Below are 15,791 nucleotides of genomic sequence, written 5' to 3'. Positions count from 1 at the left end.
CTTTTCGTGCTTCAGGGCCGGAGCCCGTCCATGTCCGCTACCGGTCCGCCAGCTCCCGCACGGCCGCGGCGAACAGGTCGCCGCGCTCGCCGTAGTTGGTGAACATGTCCATCGAGGCGCAGGCCGGGGCCAGCAGTACCGTGTCACCCGTTCGGGCGAGCGACGCGGCCGCGCGGACCACCTCGGTCATCGCCACCGCGCCAGTCTGGCCCTCGGCCGCCTCGATCACCGGGACATCCGGGGCGTGTCGCGCCAGCGCCTCGCGGATCAGCGCGCGGTCCTCGCCGATCAGCACGGCGGCCCGCAGCCGCTCGGCCGCGCCCCCGACCAGCTCGTCGAAGGTCGCGCCCTTGGCCAGGCCGCCGGCGATCCAGACGACCGGCCGGTACGCGGCGAGCGAGGCCGCGGCGGCGTGGGTGTTGGTCGCCTTGGAGTCGTCGACGTACGTGACGCCGTCGACCACCGCGACCTCGGCGATCCGGTGCGCGTCCGGGCGGAAGGCCCGCAGGCCCTCCCGGACGGCCTTCGGCTCCACGCCGTAGGCGCGGGCCAGCGCGGCGGCCGCCAGGGCGTTGGTGATGTTGTGCGGGGCCGGCGGCCTGACGTCCTCGACCGAGCCCAGCTCGGCGGCGTTCTTGGCCCGGTCGGCCACGAACGCGCGGTCCACCAGCAGGCCGTCGACCACGCCGAGGTTCGACGGGCCGGGTGCGCCGAGGCCGAAGCCGATCGCCCGGCAGCCCTCCTCGACGTCGGCCTCGCGGACCAGCGCCTCGGTGGCCGGGTCGGCCAGGTTGTACACGCAGGCGACGACGTTGCCCTCGTAGATCCGGCCCTTGTCGGCGGCGTACGCCTCCATCGAGCCGTGCCAGTCGAGGTGGTCGGGCGCCAGGTTGAGCACGGCGGCCGCGTACGGGCGCAGCGAGGGCGCCCAGTGCAGCTGGTAGCTGGAGAGTTCGACGGCGAGCACGTCGTACGGCTCCTCGGCGAGCACCGCGTCCAGCACCGAGACCCCGACGTTGCCGACGGCGGCGGTGCGCCGGCCGGCGGCGGTGAGGATCGAGGCGAGCATCTGGACGGTGGTGGTCTTGCCGTTGGTGCCGGTGACGGCCAGCCAGGGGGCCGGCTCGCCGGTGGCGGGCAGCGGCCGGCGCAGGCGCCAGGCCAGCTCGACGTCGCCCCAGACCTCGACGCCGGCCTCGGCGGCGGCGGCGAACAGCGGGCTGCCCGGCGGCCAGCCGGGCGAGGTGACGACCAGTCGGGTGCTCTCGGGCAGGGTGGCGCCGTCGCCGAGGCGGACGGTGACGCCCAGCGCCTCCAGCTCGGCGGCGCGGGCCCGCAGGCCCTCGCCGGAGCCGCCGTCCACGACGGTGACCTCGGCGCCGAGGCCGCGCAGGACGCGGGCGGCGCTGATGCCGGAGACGCCGAGCCCGGCGACGGCGACCCGGAGTCCGGCCCAGTCGGGGCCGGTCGGTGCGGGGGCGGTCATCCGGTCACCCATCCCGCGTAGAAGAGGCCGAGGCCGACGGCCACGCACAGGCCCTGGATGATCCAGAACCGGACCACGACCAGGACCTCGCTCCAGCCCTTGAGTTCGAAGTGGTGCTGCAGCGGGGCCATCTTGAAGACGCGCTTGCCGGTCATCCGGAACGAGCCGACCTGGATGATCACCGAGAGGGTGATGATCACGAAGAGGCCGCCCAGCAGGACGAGCAGGATCTCGGTGCGCGAGCAGATCGCCAGACCGGCCAGCGCGCCGCCGAGGGCCAGCGAGCCGGTGTCGCCCATGAAGATCTTGGCGGGCGAGGTGTTCCACCAGAGGAAGCCGAAGCAGGAGCCCATCAGGGCGGCCGCGACCACCGCGAGGTCCAGCGGGTCGCGGACGTCGTAGCAGTTGGAGGTGGCCGAGGCCACGTAGGCGCAGCTCTGGCCGTACTCCCAGACGCCGATGAAGGTGTAGGCGCCGAAGGCCATCACCGAGGCACCGGTGGCCAGGCCGTCCAGACCGTCCGTCAGGTTGACGCCGTTGGAGGTGGCGGCGATCAGGAAGTACGCGAAGATGACGAACAGCACCGGGCCGATCGCCCACTCGAAGTCCCGGACGAAGGACAGGTGCTCGGAGGCCGGGCGACGGCCGGCGTTGTCGGGGAACTGCAGGGCCAGGACCGCGAAGGCCAGGCCGACGATGGACTGGCCGGCCAGCTTGGCCTTGGCCCGCAGGCCCAGGGAGCGGCGCTTGACGACCTTGATGTAGTCGTCGAGGAAGCCCACCAGGCCCAGACCGGTGGTCAGGAACAGCACCAGCAGCCCGGAGGCGGTCGGGCTCTCGCCCGTTATCGCCTTGGTCGCGAAGTAGGCCACCAGGGTCGCCAGGATGAAGGCGATGCCGCCCATGGTGGGCGTGCCCTTCTTGCTGTGGTGCGCCTTGGGGCCGTCGTCGCGGATGTACTGGCCGTAGCCCTGCCGGGCCAGCAGCTTGATCAGCGCGGGGGTACCGGCCAGCGACAGGATCAGGCCGATCATGCCGGAGAAGAGGATCTGCTTCATTACTCGGCCGCACCGTCCGCGAGGAGGGCCTCGGCCACCTTCTCCAGCCCCACCGAACGGGAGGCCTTCACCAGCACCACATCCCCCGGCCGCAGCTGACTGCGCAGCAGCTCGACCGCCGCGTCCGCGTCGGACACCAGCACCGACTCCTCACCCCACGAACCTTCGTTCCTCGCGCCCAGTTCCATGCAGGCCGCCTCGCGTCCGCCGACCGCCACCAGCTTGGTGACGTCGAGCCGGACGGCGAGCCGCCCGATGGCGTCGTGCTCGGCCAGGCTGTCCTCGCCGAGCTCCCGCATCTCGCCGAGCACCGCCCAGGTGCGACGGCGCTCCGGGCCGCGACCCCCCATCGAGATGAGCGCCCGCAGCGCGGCCCGCATCGAGTCGGGGTTCGCGTTGTAGGCGTCGTTGACGACGGTGACACCATCGGCCCGGTCGACGACCTCCATGCGCCAGCGGGACAGCGCACCCGCCTGGCTCAGCGCTTCGGCGGTGTCGTCGACGGTCATCCCGAGCTCCATCACCACCGCGGCGGCGGCGAGGGCGTTCGAGACGTGGTGCTCACCGTACAGGCGCAGCTGCACCGGTGCGGAACCGGCCGGGGTGCTCAGCGTGAAGGATGGACGTCCGGTGGAGTCCAGGCGAACGTCCTGTGCCCGGACGTCGGCCTGCGCGGACTCGCCGAAGTAGACCACCTTGGCCTTGGTGCGCGCGGCCATGGCGCGCACCAGCCGGTCGTCCGCGTTGAGGATCGCCGCGCCGTCGGCCGGCAGGGCCTCGACGAGTTCGCCCTTGGCCTCGGCGATCGCCTCCTGGGAGCCGAACTCGCCGACGTGCGCGGTGCCGACGTTGAGCACCAGGCCGATCCGCGGCGGGGTGATCGAGGTGAGGTACTCGATGTCGCCCTTGTGCCGGGCGCCCATCTCCAGCACCAGGTGCCGGGTGGCGTCCTCGACCCGCAGGGCGGTCATCGGGTGGCCGATCTCGTTGTTGAGCGAGCCGGGCGGGTAGACGGTGTCGCCCAGGCGCTGGAGCAGCTGGGCGATCAGGTCCTTGGTGCTGGTCTTGCCGGCCGAGCCGGTCAGCGCGACCACGGCGGCGTCGGAGCGGCCCACGACGGTGCGGGCCAGCTTGCCGAGCGCGTCCACCACGCTGTCGACCAGCACGGCGGGCACGCCGACCGGGCGGGAGGCCAGCACCGCGACGGCGCCGGCCTCGACGGCGGTGACCGCGTAGTCGTGGCCGTCCACGTGCTCGCCGACGAAGGCCGCGAACAGGCCGCCGGGGCGGACCTTGCGGGAGTCGACCTCGACCGGGGCGGTCACCAGGACGTCGGGGTCGGCGCCGGCCAGGGTTCCCCCGACTGCGGCGGCCACCTCGGCGAGGGTCAGTGCGATCACGGCTGCTCTACTCCTCCGGTGCCCCGGGCGGCCGTGGTCCGCGCGATGGATTCGCGCAGCACCTCCCGGTCGTCGAAGGGGCGGATCTCGTCTCGTACGTACTGGCCGAGCTCGTGGCCCTTGCCGGCCACCAGCACCGTGTCGCCGGCCTGGGCACGGGCGACCGCCAGCTCGATCGCCTCGGCGCGGTCGGGCACGACCAGGACGGCGCCGCGCTCGGCCTCGGGCACCGCGGCGGCGCCGTTCAGCATGGTGGCGAGGATCGTCAGCGGGTCCTCGCTGCGCGGGTTGTCGCTGGTCAGCAGGGCGGTGTCGGCCAGCCGGGCGGCGATGCCGCCCATCGGGGCCCGCTTGTGCGGGTCGCGGTCGCCGCCGCAGCCGATCACCACGTGCAGCCGGCCCTTGGTGACCTCGCGCAGCGAGCCGAGGACGGCCTCCAGGGCGTCCGGCTTGTGCGCGTAGTCGACCACCGCGACGTACGGCTGGCCGGCGTCCACCCGCTCCAGCCGGCCGGGGACGCCGGGGACGGCGGCGACGCCGGCCACCGCCCGCTCCAGCGGGATCCCGGCAGTGGCGAGCACGGCGATCGCGGCCAGCGCGTTGGCGACGTTGAACGGGCCGGGCAGCGGGACGGAGGCGTCCGCCTCGGCGCCGCCGGGGCCCAGCACCCGGAAGGTCGAGCCGATCGGGCCGAGCTGGACGTCCACCGCGCGCCAGTCCGCCCCCGGGGCCCCGGTGGCGGAGAAGGTGGCGACCGGGATCTTCGCCTCGGCGGCGAGCCGGCGGCCGTAGGCGTCGTCCACGTTGACCACTCCGGCGCGGGACTTGCCGGGCTGGAAGAGCCGGGCCTTCGCCTGGAAGTAGTCCTCCATGTCCGGGTGGAAGTCGAGGTGCTCGGGAGTGAGGTTGTTGAACAGCGCGACGTCGTAGGACACGCCGTCGGTGCGGCCGTAGACCAGGGCGTGGCTGGAGACCTCCATGGTCACCGCGTCCGCGCCGCGCTCGCCCATCACGGCGAGGATCGCGTGCAGGTCGGTGGCCTCGGGGGTGGTGCGCTCGCTCTTGATCCGCTCGTCGCCGACCCGCATCTCGACGGTGCCGATCACCCCGGGGTGGCGGTCGGCGCCGCGCAGGCCGCCCTCGACCAGGTAGGAGGTGGTGGTCTTGCCGTTGGTGCCAGTGAGCCCGATCATCAGCAGCCGCTCGGAGGGCCGGTCGTAGACCGCGGCCGCGAGCTCGCCCATCCGGGCCCGGGGCCGGTCGACGACCAGCAGCGGCAGGCCGGTGCCCGCCGCCAGCTCGGCGCCGGCCGGGTCGGTGAGCACCGCGACCGCGCCGGCCTCGGCGGCCTGCCCGGCGAAGGAGGCGCCGTGGTGGTTGGCGCCGGGGAACGCCACGTACACGTCGCCGGGGCGGACCTCGCGGGCGTTGTGGGTGACGCCGGTGACCTCGGGCCCCTCGACGGGGTCCAGGCCCAGCAGGCGGGCGACCTCGGCGAGCGGCCGGGCGCCGGTCCGGGCGGGGCGGGGCGGGCTCACGGTGATTTGATCGGGTTTCGGCACGGCGGAGAGGCTATCCGCCGAAGGGCGTCCAGGGCCAAACCGGCCCTTTTCCGCACCGGCGGCCGCACCCGCCAGGTTGTTGCTCATGGTCGATCACGGCTTCCACTCGACGGGCAGGTTGGGCGCCTCGCTGCCGCTCGGCGGGACCTGGAGGGTCTTGAGGGTGAACTCCATCACCTGCTTGAACACCGGGCCGCACAGCTGGCCGCCGAAGTGGCCGTTGACCGGGTCCTGGATCACGCAGGAGACGGTGACCCGGGGCTGGTCGGCCGGGGCGAAGCCGATGAAGGAAGCGGTGTACCCGCGGTAGCCGCCGGCCTTCGGGTCCACCCGGTTGGCGGTGCCGGTCTTGCCGGCGACCCGGTAGCCCGGGATCGCGGCCCTGCCGCCGGTGCCCTGCTCGTCGGAGACGACGGACTCCAGCATCTCGGTGAGGGTCTTGGCGGTCTGCTCGCTGACCACCCGGGACTGCTCCGAGGCCGGGGCCGCGCTGTACTTGCCGTCCGGCGCGGTGGTGCCCTGGACGACGCTGGGCGCCACCCGGACCCCGCCGTTGGCGATGGTCGAGAAGACCGAGGTCGCCTGCAGCGCGTTGACCGACAGGCCCTGGCCGAACGGGATGGTGTACTGCTTGGACGCCTTCCAGTCCTCCGGCTTGTCGAGCAGCCCGGCGGTCTCGCCGGGGAAGCCGAGGCCGGTCTGCTGGCCGATGCCGAACTTCCGCAGGTAGTCGTAGAGCACCCGGTTGGCCTCGGGCTGGGTGTCGCCGAGGGTCTGGGCGGCCTCGATGGTGCCGATGTTGGAGGACTTGGCGAGCACGCCGGCCAGGGTGAGGTACCAGGTGTCGTGCTCGATGTCGTCCTTGAACGCGACGTCGCCGCGGACCAGCGGGTACGGCACGGTGACCTTGGTGTCCCAGGTGGCCTTGCCGGTGTCCAGGACGGCCGCCATGGTCATCAGCTTGGCGGTGGAGCCGGGCTCGTAGGCGTCCTGCAGGGCGGCGTTGCCGAGCTGCGAGTTCTTGGCGGTGCTCAGGTCGTTCGGGTTGAAGCCGGGCGAGGTGGCCATCGCCAGCACCTGGCCGTTCCGCACGTCCTGGACGATCACGTAGCCCTTCTCCGCCCCGGCGTTGGTGACCTGGTCGGTGATGGCCCGCTGGGCGGCCCACTGGATGTCGCGGTTGATGGTCAGCCGCAGGTCGGTGCCGGGCACGGCGGGGTCCAGCGAGCCGCCCGCGGTCGGCACCAGGCGGCCGCCGGCCTGGGCGTAGCTGCTGTGGCCGTCCTTGCCGGCCAGCAGCTTCTGGTACTGCTGCTCCAGCCCGCCGGCGCCCTCGCCCTCGGCGTTGACGAAGCCGACCAGGTTGGCGGCCAGCCCGTCGGACGGGTAGACCCGCTTCTGGGTGTCCCGGTTGAAGACGCCGGCCAGCGGGTTGACGCACTCGTTGTCCAGCCGGGTGCGGCCGCCCTCCTCGGCGGGCTTGTTCAGCAGCCGCTTCTGCGCCTGGCAGGCGCGCGATCCCGCCTGCTTCTCCAGACCGGACTTGAGGTCGCTGATCTGGTTCTTGACGTCCGGGCTCTGCTGGGCGGCGAGCCGCTTGTAGCGGGTCTTGGGGGTGTGCAGGTCGGCCGCGATCTTCTCCTTGGGCACGCCGAGGATCGGCGCCAGCAGCGCGGCGGCCTGCTCGGGGGCGTCGGGCAGACCGGTCGCCTCGGGGGTGAACATCGCCGGGTCGGCGGTGATGTCGTAGGCGTCGACGGTGGTGGCCAGCGACACCCCGTCGGAGGACGTTATCGAGCCCCGTTCGGCGGTGATCGGGATGTTCAGGTAGCGGTTGGTGTTGGCGTCGGCGGCCAGCGCGTCGGAGTCCAGCAGCTGCAGCTGGACCAGCCGTCCGGCGAAGATCGAGAACACCACCGAGAGCACGATGGTGATCACCCGCAGCCGGCGGCGCGGGTCGGCCAGCCGGATGCCGCGGGAGGCGGGGCGACGGGTCGGCGGGCGGCGCTGGGGGCGCGGCCGGGGTGCCGGGGGGCGCCCGTCGGAGCGGCGCTGCTGGGGCGCGCGCGCCGGGCGCGGACGGCCGGGCTGCTCCTTGGCGGCCGACGGCTTGGCGGGCTGGGCCTTGGGACTCTGCGGCTTCGGGCCCGGTGCCTTGGGACTCTGCGCCTTGGGGGTCTGCGCCTTGGGGGTCTGGGCGCGGCCGGCGGACTGCCCGCGCGGGGCGGCCGGACGCGGCGCGGCGCCCTTGACGGGGCGGCGACCGCCCGCGCCGGCGCCACCGGAGGGCTGGCGGGGTGTGCTCATCGGCCGGTACCCCCGCCCGCGTGCGGCGACGGCTGCGCCGTGCCCGGGTTGACCTGGACGGTGACGTCACCGCCCGACACCGGGCCGGTCGGCGACGCGGCGGCGGTGGACGGCGGCGGCGGGGCGGCCGGGGTGGTCCCGCCCGCGGTCGGCTGGGCGGTCGGCTGCGCACTCGGCTGAGCGGTCGGCTGGGTGCCCGGCGCGGGCTGCTTCGCGGGCCACGGTTCCGCGGTGGACCGTTTCACCGGAGGGCTGTCCTGGGCCGCCTTGGGCGTGCCGACCACGGCGCCGCCGTTCGGCAGGTCGAGGAAGGCCATCCCGCCACCCGGCACCATGCCCAGCTCGCCGGCCCGGCGGGCCAGCGCGTCCGGAGCGGAGTTCTGGTCGATCTGGCGCTGCAGCCCCTGCTGCTCGTCGGTCAGCACGGTGGTCTGCCGCTGCAGCCGGGACAGCTCGAAGGAGCCCTCGTTGAGCGCGGTGTTCAGCGCCAGCAGCCCGAGCAGCCCGGCTCCGAGCAGCACCACCACCAGCACGGCGAACGGTGTCCGCCCCCGTACCGGCCGCCCCGGACGCACGGTGATCCGCGCCCTGCCGCTCTGCCCGGGGAGCAAACGACTCCCCGCCCCGCCTCCGGCCACCGGCCCCACCACTGTTGTTCCTCCGCCCTTCGGACCGCCCCGGTGCCGGTCAGCGCCGGGTGCTTCGGTCCCTGATCCTCTCCGCCACCCGCAGCCGCACGGGCGCGGCGCGCCGGTTCTCCTCGATCTCCTCCTCCGTGGCCAGTTCGGCACCGCGAGTGATCAGCTTCAGCCAGGGCTGGTGCTCCTCGGGTACGAACGGCAGCCCCGGCGGGGCGGTACTGGTCGCACCGGCCGCGAAGTACTGCTTGACCAGGCGGTCCTCCAGCGACTGGTAGGACATCACGACGATCCGCCCGCCGAGCGCCAGCACGTCCAGCGCTCCGGGGATCGCCCGGTCGAGGACCTCCAGTTCGCCGTTGACCTCGATCCGCAGCGCCTGGAAGGTCCGCTTGGCCGGGTTCCCGCCGGTGCGGCGGGTGGCGGCCGGGATGGCGTTGCGCACCAGATCGACCAGACGCGCGCTGGTGGTGAACGGTTCCTTCTCACGCTCCCGGACGATGACCGAGGCGATCTTGCCGGCGAACCGCTCCTCGCCGTAGAACTTGAGGATCCGGGCCAGCTCGCCGTGGCTGTAGGTGTTCAGCACCTCGGCCGCGCTGATCCCCCGGGTCTGGTCCATCCGCATGTCCAGCGGCGCGTCCTGGGCGTAGGCGAAGCCGCGGTCGGCCTCGTCCAGCTGCATCGAGGAGACCCCGAGGTCGAACAGGACGCCGTCGATCCTGGGGACGCCCAGGCGCTCCAGCACCTCGGGGATCTCGTCGTAGACGGCGTGCACCAGGGTGGCCCGGTCGCCGAAGCGGGCCAGCCGCTCGCCGGAGAGCTTGAGCGCCGCCGGGTCGCGGTCCACCGCGATCAGCCGGACGTCCGGGAACTGGGTGAGCAGGGCCTCGCTGTGGCCGCCGAGGCCCAGGGTGGCGTCCACCACCACCGCGCCGGGCCGGGAGATCGCCGGGGCCAGCGCGTCCATGCACCGCTGCAGCATCACCGGGACGTGCTTGGGTGCCGGATCGTTGGTGGTCATGCGCTGTGGCGCCCTTCCTCGGTGCGAAAGCCGCCCGACGTCCGGGGAGCTCCGACCATTCTCTCCCACCACGCCGCGCAGCCGTCCCGCGGGCCGGGCCGCGCGACCCGTGGTCCCCGCCCGCTCCTGGGGAAGGTCGTGACCGCCCGGCGCCGGGGAAGGTGCGCCAGGTGGCACGGAGAGCGGGTGGAGGCCACGGGCCGCGTCGGTCACCGCACGGCCGGAAAGGCCCGGTTGACGGGCCCCGGCGGGTGTGCTCCACTGCGCCGCAACTCTATCGCGCACGCCCCGTCAGTCAATGGCCCGCTCCGGCGCACCACCCGGGCGGCGGAAAGGATCACCGCAGGTCGCGACGGTGCTCGTGGCACATGCCAGAGGCCCGGCGGGGCACCCGGACGGCCGATCGCCCATCACTCCCGCATTGTGGAAACGCCTTCGGCCACAGGCGTCCGCTCTGTCGCAAACAGCCCCACCGCGAGCGGATGAATCGCACTAACGTCTTCCCCATGACAGTGACTCCCGACCGGCCCACGCCGACCGCCGCTGCCGACCCCATCCCGACCATCATCGACCGCTTCGTCGCCGCCAACCGCGAGTACGCGCTGACCTTCCGCGACGGCGGCATGGACGCCCGCCCGGTGCAGAGGATCGCCGTGGTCGCGTGCATGGACGCCCGTCTCGACCTCTTCGCCGCACTCGGCCTCGAACTCGGCGACGCCCACGTCATCCGCAACGCGGGCGGCGTGGTCACCGACGACACCATCCGCTCCCTGACCATCAGCCAGCGCGCCCTGGGCACCCGCTCGATCGCGCTGATCCACCACACCGGCTGCGGCCTGCTCGGCCTCACCGAGGACTTCCGCCGCGAGCTGGAGGCCGAGGTCGGCCAGCGCCCGCAGTGGGCCGTCGAGGCCTTCGTCGACCTGGACGGCGACGTCCGGCAGTCGATGCAGCGGGTGCGCACCTCGCCCTTCCTGCTCCACACCGACGACGTGCGCGGATTCGTCTTCGACGTCCACACCGGTCTGCTGCGCGAGATCGACTGATCTCCCGCCCCGCCGAACGGCCCGGCCGAGCAGCCCGCCCGAGCGGCCCGGCCGACGCCGTCCGGGCGCGCCGGGCACCCGCGGTGCCCCTTCCGACCTGGGCAGCCCTTCCAAGTGGTGACTTCTGACCTCCCCAGGGGGGAGAATGCGCCTGCCGGTCTGACCTCGAACCACCTGGGGCGGCCAGCCGCAGGCCGTACCCCGGCACCGGCTCCCGCACACGGAACCGCTCCCGGAGGGGCCGCGTCCAGCATGGGGTGGGGCCGGGCTCGGACGGAGCCGGTCGTGGTGTGCCAGGGAGCGAACGGGTGACGAGCTACAGCGATCAGGCCGGTCTCGACGGTCGTGCGGGGAGCGACCAGGGCGCAGCCGGGTACGGCCCGGTCGGCCTGTCGGAACTCGCCGCCGTCGTCGACCGGGTCCGGGCCAACATCGAGAGCGTGATCGAGGGCAAGCCGGAGGCCGTGCGGATCGCCCTGACCGTGCTGCTCGCCGAGGGCCATCTGCTGCTGGAGGACGTTCCCGGCGTCGGCAAGACCATGCTGGCCAAGGCGCTCGCCCGGTCCGTCGACTGCACCGTGCGGCGCATCCAGTTCACCCCGGACCTGCTGCCCTCGGACGTCACCGGCACCAACATCTTCGACCAGCAGCAGCGCGACTTCGAGTTCCGCCCCGGCGCGATCTTCGCCCAGATCGTGGTCGGCGACGAGATCAACCGGGCCTCGCCCAAGACCCAGTCCGCGCTGCTGGAGTCGATGGAGGAGCGCCAGGTCACCATCGACGGCACCAGCTACGTGCTGCCCTCGCCGTTCATGGTGGTCGCCACCCAGAACCCGGTCGAGATGGAGGGTACCTACCCCCTCCCGGAGGCCCAGCGGGACCGCTTCATGGCCCGGATCTCGATGGGCTACCCCAGCCCCGAGGCCGAGTTCGCCATGCTCGACGTGCACGCCGGCGCCAGCCCGCTGGACGACCTGCAGCCGGTCGCGCACGCCGCCGACATCCTCAAGCTGGTCGAGCTGGTCCGCGCCGTGCACGTCGCCGACCCGGTCCGCCGCTACGTCGTCGACCTGGTCGCCGCCACCCGCAGCAGCCACGAGCTGCGGCTGGGCGCCTCGCCGCGCGCCACCCTGCACCTGGTCCGGGCCGCCCGCGCCGCCGCCGCCCTGGACGGCCGCGACTACGTCACCCCGGACGACGTGCAGCGCCTCGCCGTCCCGGTGCTCGCCCACCGTCTGATGCCCACCGCCGAGACCCAGCTCAGCCGCCGCACCGCCGAACAGATCGTCACCGACCTGGTCGCCCGCCTGCCGCTGCCGCGCCCGCAGCAGGGCGGCACGGCCGTCCGGAGGGGCTGAGGTGGGCCCGTCCGACGAACCGTCGGGCCTGCGCGCCGGCCTGCGCGGCCTCACCACCCGCGGCCGCTCCTTCCTCGCCGCCGGACTGACCGCGGTGGTCTGCGCCTACCTGCTCGGCCAGGACGCGCTGCTGCGCGTCGGCGTGCTGCTCGCCGTGCTGCCGCTGGCCGCCGCGCTGCTGCTGGCCAACACCCGCTACCGGGTCGCCAGCGGCCGCCGGCTCTCCCCGCGCCGGGCGGTGGCCGGTCAGGAGGCCCGGGTGCACCTGCGGGTGGACAACGTCTCACGGGTCCCCACCGGTCTGCTGCTGCTGGAGGACAAGGTCCCGTACGTGCTCGGGCCGCGCCCTCGGTTCGTCCTGGACCGGGTCGAGCCGCGCGGCCACCGCGAGGTCTCCTACCGGGTCCGCTCCGACCTGCGCGGGCGCTACCCGCTCGGCCCGCTCCAGCTGCGGCTCTCCGACCCGTTCGGGATGTGCGAGCTGAACCGCTCCTTCGCCGCCTCCGACGTGCTCACCGTCGTCCCGCAGGTGCTGGCGCTGCCGCACGTGCGGCTCAGCGGCGAATGGGCCGGGCAGGGCGACAGCCACACCCGCTCCCTCGCGCTGGCCGGCGACGACGACGTCATCCTGCGCGAGTACCGGGCCGGCGACGACCTGCGCCGGGTGCACTGGAAGTCCACCGCCCGCTACGGCGAACTGATGGTCCGGCGCGAGGAGCAGCCCCGCCGGGCCCGCGCCACCGTGCTGCTGGACACCCGCGAGACCGCCCACCGGGGCAGCGGCCCGGCCTCCTCCTTCGAATGGGCCGTGAGCTGCGCCGCCTCCGTCGCCGCGCACCTGCTGGAGCGCGGCTACCAGACCCGCCTGCTCACCGACACCGGCCACGCCGTCCCCGGCCTCGGCGTGGACGGCGGGCACGGCGCCGCCGACACCTCCGGCGTCATCCTGGACGCGCTCGCCGTCGTCGACCTCTCCGACGGGGCCGGGCTCTCCCGCGCCGAGGACCCGCTGCGGGCCGGCGGCGAGGGCCTGCTGGTGGCCGTCCTCGGCGAGCTCGACGAGGAGCAGACCGCCCGGCTCGCCCGGCTGCGCAGCCGCACCGGCGGCGCCGTCGTCTTCCTGCTCGACACCGGCACCTGGGCCGGCCTGCGCATGCTCGCCCCGGACACCGGCGGCGAGGAGTTCCGCGACCGGGCCCGCCGACTGCGCGAGGCCGGCTGGACGGTGCTCACCGTCCGCGCCGGCGACTCCGTCCCCGAGCTGTGGCGGGCCACCGAGGGGACCGAGTCGCCCTCCCCCTACCGAGAAGAGGCCGGCGCGTGACCACCCGGGCCAAACTGACCGTGTACTCGGCGCTGGCCACCCTCCTGGCCGCGCTCTGCCTGACCCCGCTGCTGACCAGCAGGGGCTGGATCGGCCACGCCCTGCTCGTGGTGACGGTGGTCGCGGCCGTCGGCGCCGGGCTGCGGCGCACGCCGTTCTACCGGTGGACCGTCCCGGTCGGCCAGCTGCTGGCGCTCTTCGTCATGCTGCTGCTCGGCTTCGCCTCCTCCTCGGCGGTCTTCGGCGGCGTCGTGCCGGGCACCGAGTCGGTCCGCGCCCTCGGCCGGGTCCTCGGCCAGGGGTTCGCCGACGTCCGCGACTACGCCATCCCCGCCCCGCCCAACCCGGGCCTGCGGCTGATCCTGGTCGCCTCGGTCGGTCTGATCGCCGTCGCCGTGGACACCGTCGCGGTCACCTACCGCCGCTCGGCCCTGGCCGGACTGCCGCTGCTCGCGCTCTACTCGGTCGGCAACGGCCTGGCCGGCGGGCAGGGCAGCTGGCTCTGGTTCGCCACCGCCGCCACCGGCTACCTGGTGCTGCTCTTCGCCGAGGGCCAGGACCGGGTCTCCCGCTGGGGCCGGGTCTTCCGCGGCGCCGAACGCGGCGAGGGCGGCAACGGCCTCGGCGCGCTCGGCCAGAACGGCCGCCAGGTCGGCGTGGTGGCCCTCGTGCTCGCCCTGCTGCTGCCCGCCTTCCTGCCGCGCTGGAGCACCGGACTGCTGCACACCGGCCCCGCCGCGGCCTCCGGCCGGCACGGCGGCGCGGGCGGCGTGAGCAGCCTCGACCCGATGGTCGCGCTGACCGGGTCGCTGCCCAACCCGCGCAACGTCGAGCTGTTCACGTACTCGACGGAGAGCCCGTCCGCCGGCTCCACCTACCTGCGCACCGGCGCGCTGGACGCCTTCGACGGCACCGCCTGGAAGCGCGGTTCCTCGGACACCGAGCCGTTCACCGGCGTCCTGCCCGCCCCCGAGGGGCTGGGATCGGTCGACGTGCCCGAGGCCAAGACCGAGGTCATGATCGGCAACCGGCTGGAGGACGCCTGGCTGCCGCTGCCCTACCCGGCACGGAACGTCAACCTGCGCGACAACTCCGCCTGGCAGCTCGACCGGGTCACCGCCAGCGTGCTCCCCGCCAAGGAGAAGGCGATCAAGGGCCTCAAGTACACGGCCACCGGGATGGACGTCCAGCCCACCGCCTCCAGCCTGCGCAGCGCGCCCAAGGCACCCGAGCGGATCACCCGGCAGTACCTGGCCGTGCCCTCCGACCTGCCCGAGGTGGTCCGGCAGACGGCGGCCAACATCACCAAGAACGCGCCGACCCCGTACGACAAGATGGACGCCCTGCGCACCTGGTTCACCGGGCCGGACTTCACCTACGACACCACCATCAAGCCCGACAACGGCGGCGACGCGATGGCGGACTTCCTGGCCCGCCGGCGCGGCTACTGCGTCCACTTCGCCTCCACCATGGCGGTGATGGCCCGCACCCTGGGCGTCCCCGCCCGGGTCGCGCTCGGCTTCACCCCCGGCAACACCAAGGGCGGCAACGTCTACTCGGTGACCGACGCGATGTACCACGCCTGGCCCGAGCTCTACTTCGAGGGCTACGGCTGGCTGCGCTTCGAGCCCACCCCGAACCGCGGCGTCCAGCCCGACTACTCGGACCCGATCTCCTCCCCGGCCACCCAGCCGACCACCGCGCCCGCCCCGCAGCCGCAGGCCACCACGCCGGTTCCGCTGCCGTCCACCAGCGCCGACTGCGACGCGAAGCTGCGCCGCACCGGCGACTGCGGCGACCGCAGCGACCACGCGGCCGGCGCCGGCGGGCAGTCCGTCTGGCCCTCCGGGAAGACGCTGGCCGCCCTGGCCGTCGCCGTGCTGCTGCTGGTGCTGCTGCTCACCCCGATGGTCTGGCGCGCGCTGCTGCGCCGGCGCCGGCTCGGCACCGCCGGGCGTCGGCACCCCGGCGGACCGGGTCCCGGCGGGCTCACCGACGCGCAGGTGCTGGCCGCCTGGGACGAACTGATCGACTCCGCCTGGGACCTCGGCATCCCGCCGGACGAGTCGCGCACTCCGCGTGCCGCCGTCCGCCGGATCACCGAGACCGGCGAGCTGGACGAGGCCTCGGCGGCCGCCGCGGGCCGGGTGGCGCTGGCCACCGAGCGGGTGCTCTACGCCCGGTCCGCGCAGGTCGGCGAGCCGCTGGCGGCGGACGTCCGGACCGCCCGGGACGGCCTGCGGGCGCGGCTCGGACGGCGGGAGCGGATCAGAGCGCTGCTGCTGCCGCCGTCCTCCGCCCAGCTGCGGTGGCGGATCTCGGACGCGCTGCTGACCGCCCGGCTGGGGGTCGGCGCGCGGCTGGCGCGGGCGGCCGGGGCGGTCACCGGCCCGGTCCGCCGGGTGCTGGGCCGGCGCCGGTCGCGCCGCGGGGGCGGCGGCAAGGAGTCCTGACGGCGTACGGACGTGACGAGGGCGGGCAGTCGTTCGACTGCCCGCCCCCCGGCCCGCCCGGCGGGTGGTGGGGGGGTTTGCCCGGGGGTGCCGGTGGGTGGGGGGCCGAACCCCGGGGGGTATAAAACAAAAAAC

Annotated in this window: 11 protein-coding genes; 4 read left to right on the top strand and 7 right to left on the bottom strand. The window is 74.2% G+C overall.

Annotated features, from left to right (window positions below; translation table 11 throughout):
• Nucleotides 1–37: 37 nt before the first annotated feature.
• From murD to rsmH, 7 genes are all read right to left on the bottom strand, one after another.
• Nucleotides 38–1,486 (bottom strand): UDP-N-acetylmuramoyl-L-alanine--D-glutamate ligase, encoded by a 1,449-nt coding sequence (gene murD / locus ACFU9E_RS08395; RefSeq protein ID WP_380681266.1) that lies wholly within the window; start codon nt 1,484–1,486, stop codon nt 38–40.
• Nucleotides 1,483–2,544, bottom strand: coding sequence for a phospho-N-acetylmuramoyl-pentapeptide-transferase (gene mraY, locus ACFU9E_RS08390; RefSeq protein WP_350544130.1), 1,062 nt, complete (start codon nt 2,542–2,544; stop codon nt 1,483–1,485). Before mraY ends, murD begins: the two co-directional genes overlap by 4 nt.
• Complete coding sequence (gene murF, locus ACFU9E_RS08385; RefSeq protein WP_380681262.1) at nt 2,544–3,944, bottom strand: UDP-N-acetylmuramoyl-tripeptide--D-alanyl-D-alanine ligase; 1,401 nt, start codon at nt 3,942–3,944, stop codon at nt 2,544–2,546. The genes mraY and murF overlap by 1 nt, the downstream gene beginning before the upstream one ends.
• Nucleotides 3,941–5,593, bottom strand: a complete 1,653-nt coding sequence (locus ACFU9E_RS08380; protein ID WP_380681259.1) for a UDP-N-acetylmuramoyl-L-alanyl-D-glutamate--2,6-diaminopimelate ligase — start codon at nt 5,591–5,593, stop codon at nt 3,941–3,943. The genes murF and ACFU9E_RS08380 overlap by 4 nt, the downstream gene beginning before the upstream one ends.
• Nucleotides 5,594–5,599: 6 nt before the next feature.
• Nucleotides 5,600–7,813 carry a penicillin-binding transpeptidase domain-containing protein gene (locus ACFU9E_RS08375; protein ID WP_380681257.1) on the bottom strand — a complete coding sequence of 738 codons (2,214 nt, stop codon included), beginning with the start codon at nt 7,811–7,813 and terminating at the stop codon, nt 5,600–5,602.
• On the bottom strand, nt 7,810–8,346 hold the full coding sequence (locus ACFU9E_RS08370) for a hypothetical protein (RefSeq protein WP_380681255.1): 537 nt from the start codon (nt 8,344–8,346) through the stop codon (nt 7,810–7,812). The genes ACFU9E_RS08375 and ACFU9E_RS08370 overlap by 4 nt, the downstream gene beginning before the upstream one ends.
• Nucleotides 8,347–8,500: 154 nt before the next feature.
• Nucleotides 8,501–9,475 (bottom strand): 16S rRNA (cytosine(1402)-N(4))-methyltransferase RsmH, encoded by a 975-nt coding sequence (gene rsmH / locus ACFU9E_RS08365; protein ID WP_380681253.1) that lies wholly within the window; start codon nt 9,473–9,475, stop codon nt 8,501–8,503.
• 506 nt (nt 9,476–9,981) lie between these two features.
• On the opposite strand from rsmH, the gene ACFU9E_RS08360 reads away from it, so the two are divergent.
• The 4 genes from ACFU9E_RS08360 (at nt 9,982) to ACFU9E_RS08345 (ending at nt 15,656) form a co-directional block, all read left to right on the top strand.
• A complete protein-coding gene (locus tag ACFU9E_RS08360) occupies nt 9,982–10,521 on the top strand; it encodes a beta-class carbonic anhydrase (protein WP_380681251.1) in 540 nt (179 codons plus the stop codon).
• A 308-nt stretch (nt 10,522–10,829) separates the two neighbouring features.
• Nucleotides 10,830–11,879, top strand: coding sequence for an AAA family ATPase (locus ACFU9E_RS08355; RefSeq protein WP_380681249.1), 1,050 nt, complete (start codon nt 10,830–10,832; stop codon nt 11,877–11,879).
• 1 nt (nt 11,880) lies between these two features.
• Nucleotides 11,881–13,203 (top strand): DUF58 domain-containing protein, encoded by a 1,323-nt coding sequence (locus ACFU9E_RS08350; RefSeq protein WP_380681247.1) that lies wholly within the window; start codon nt 11,881–11,883, stop codon nt 13,201–13,203.
• Nucleotides 13,200–15,656, top strand: coding sequence for a transglutaminaseTgpA domain-containing protein (locus ACFU9E_RS08345; protein ID WP_380681244.1), 2,457 nt, complete (start codon nt 13,200–13,202; stop codon nt 15,654–15,656). The genes ACFU9E_RS08350 and ACFU9E_RS08345 overlap by 4 nt, the downstream gene beginning before the upstream one ends.
• Nucleotides 15,657–15,791: the final 135 nt, after the last annotated feature.

It is taken from the genome of Kitasatospora sp. NPDC057595 (assembly GCF_042800875.1).
Taxonomy (GTDB): Bacteria; Actinomycetota; Actinomycetes; order Streptomycetales; family Streptomycetaceae; genus Kitasatospora.
The sequence above is the reverse complement of the archived record's forward strand: the minus strand, read 5'-3'. Positions and strand labels throughout refer to the sequence as shown.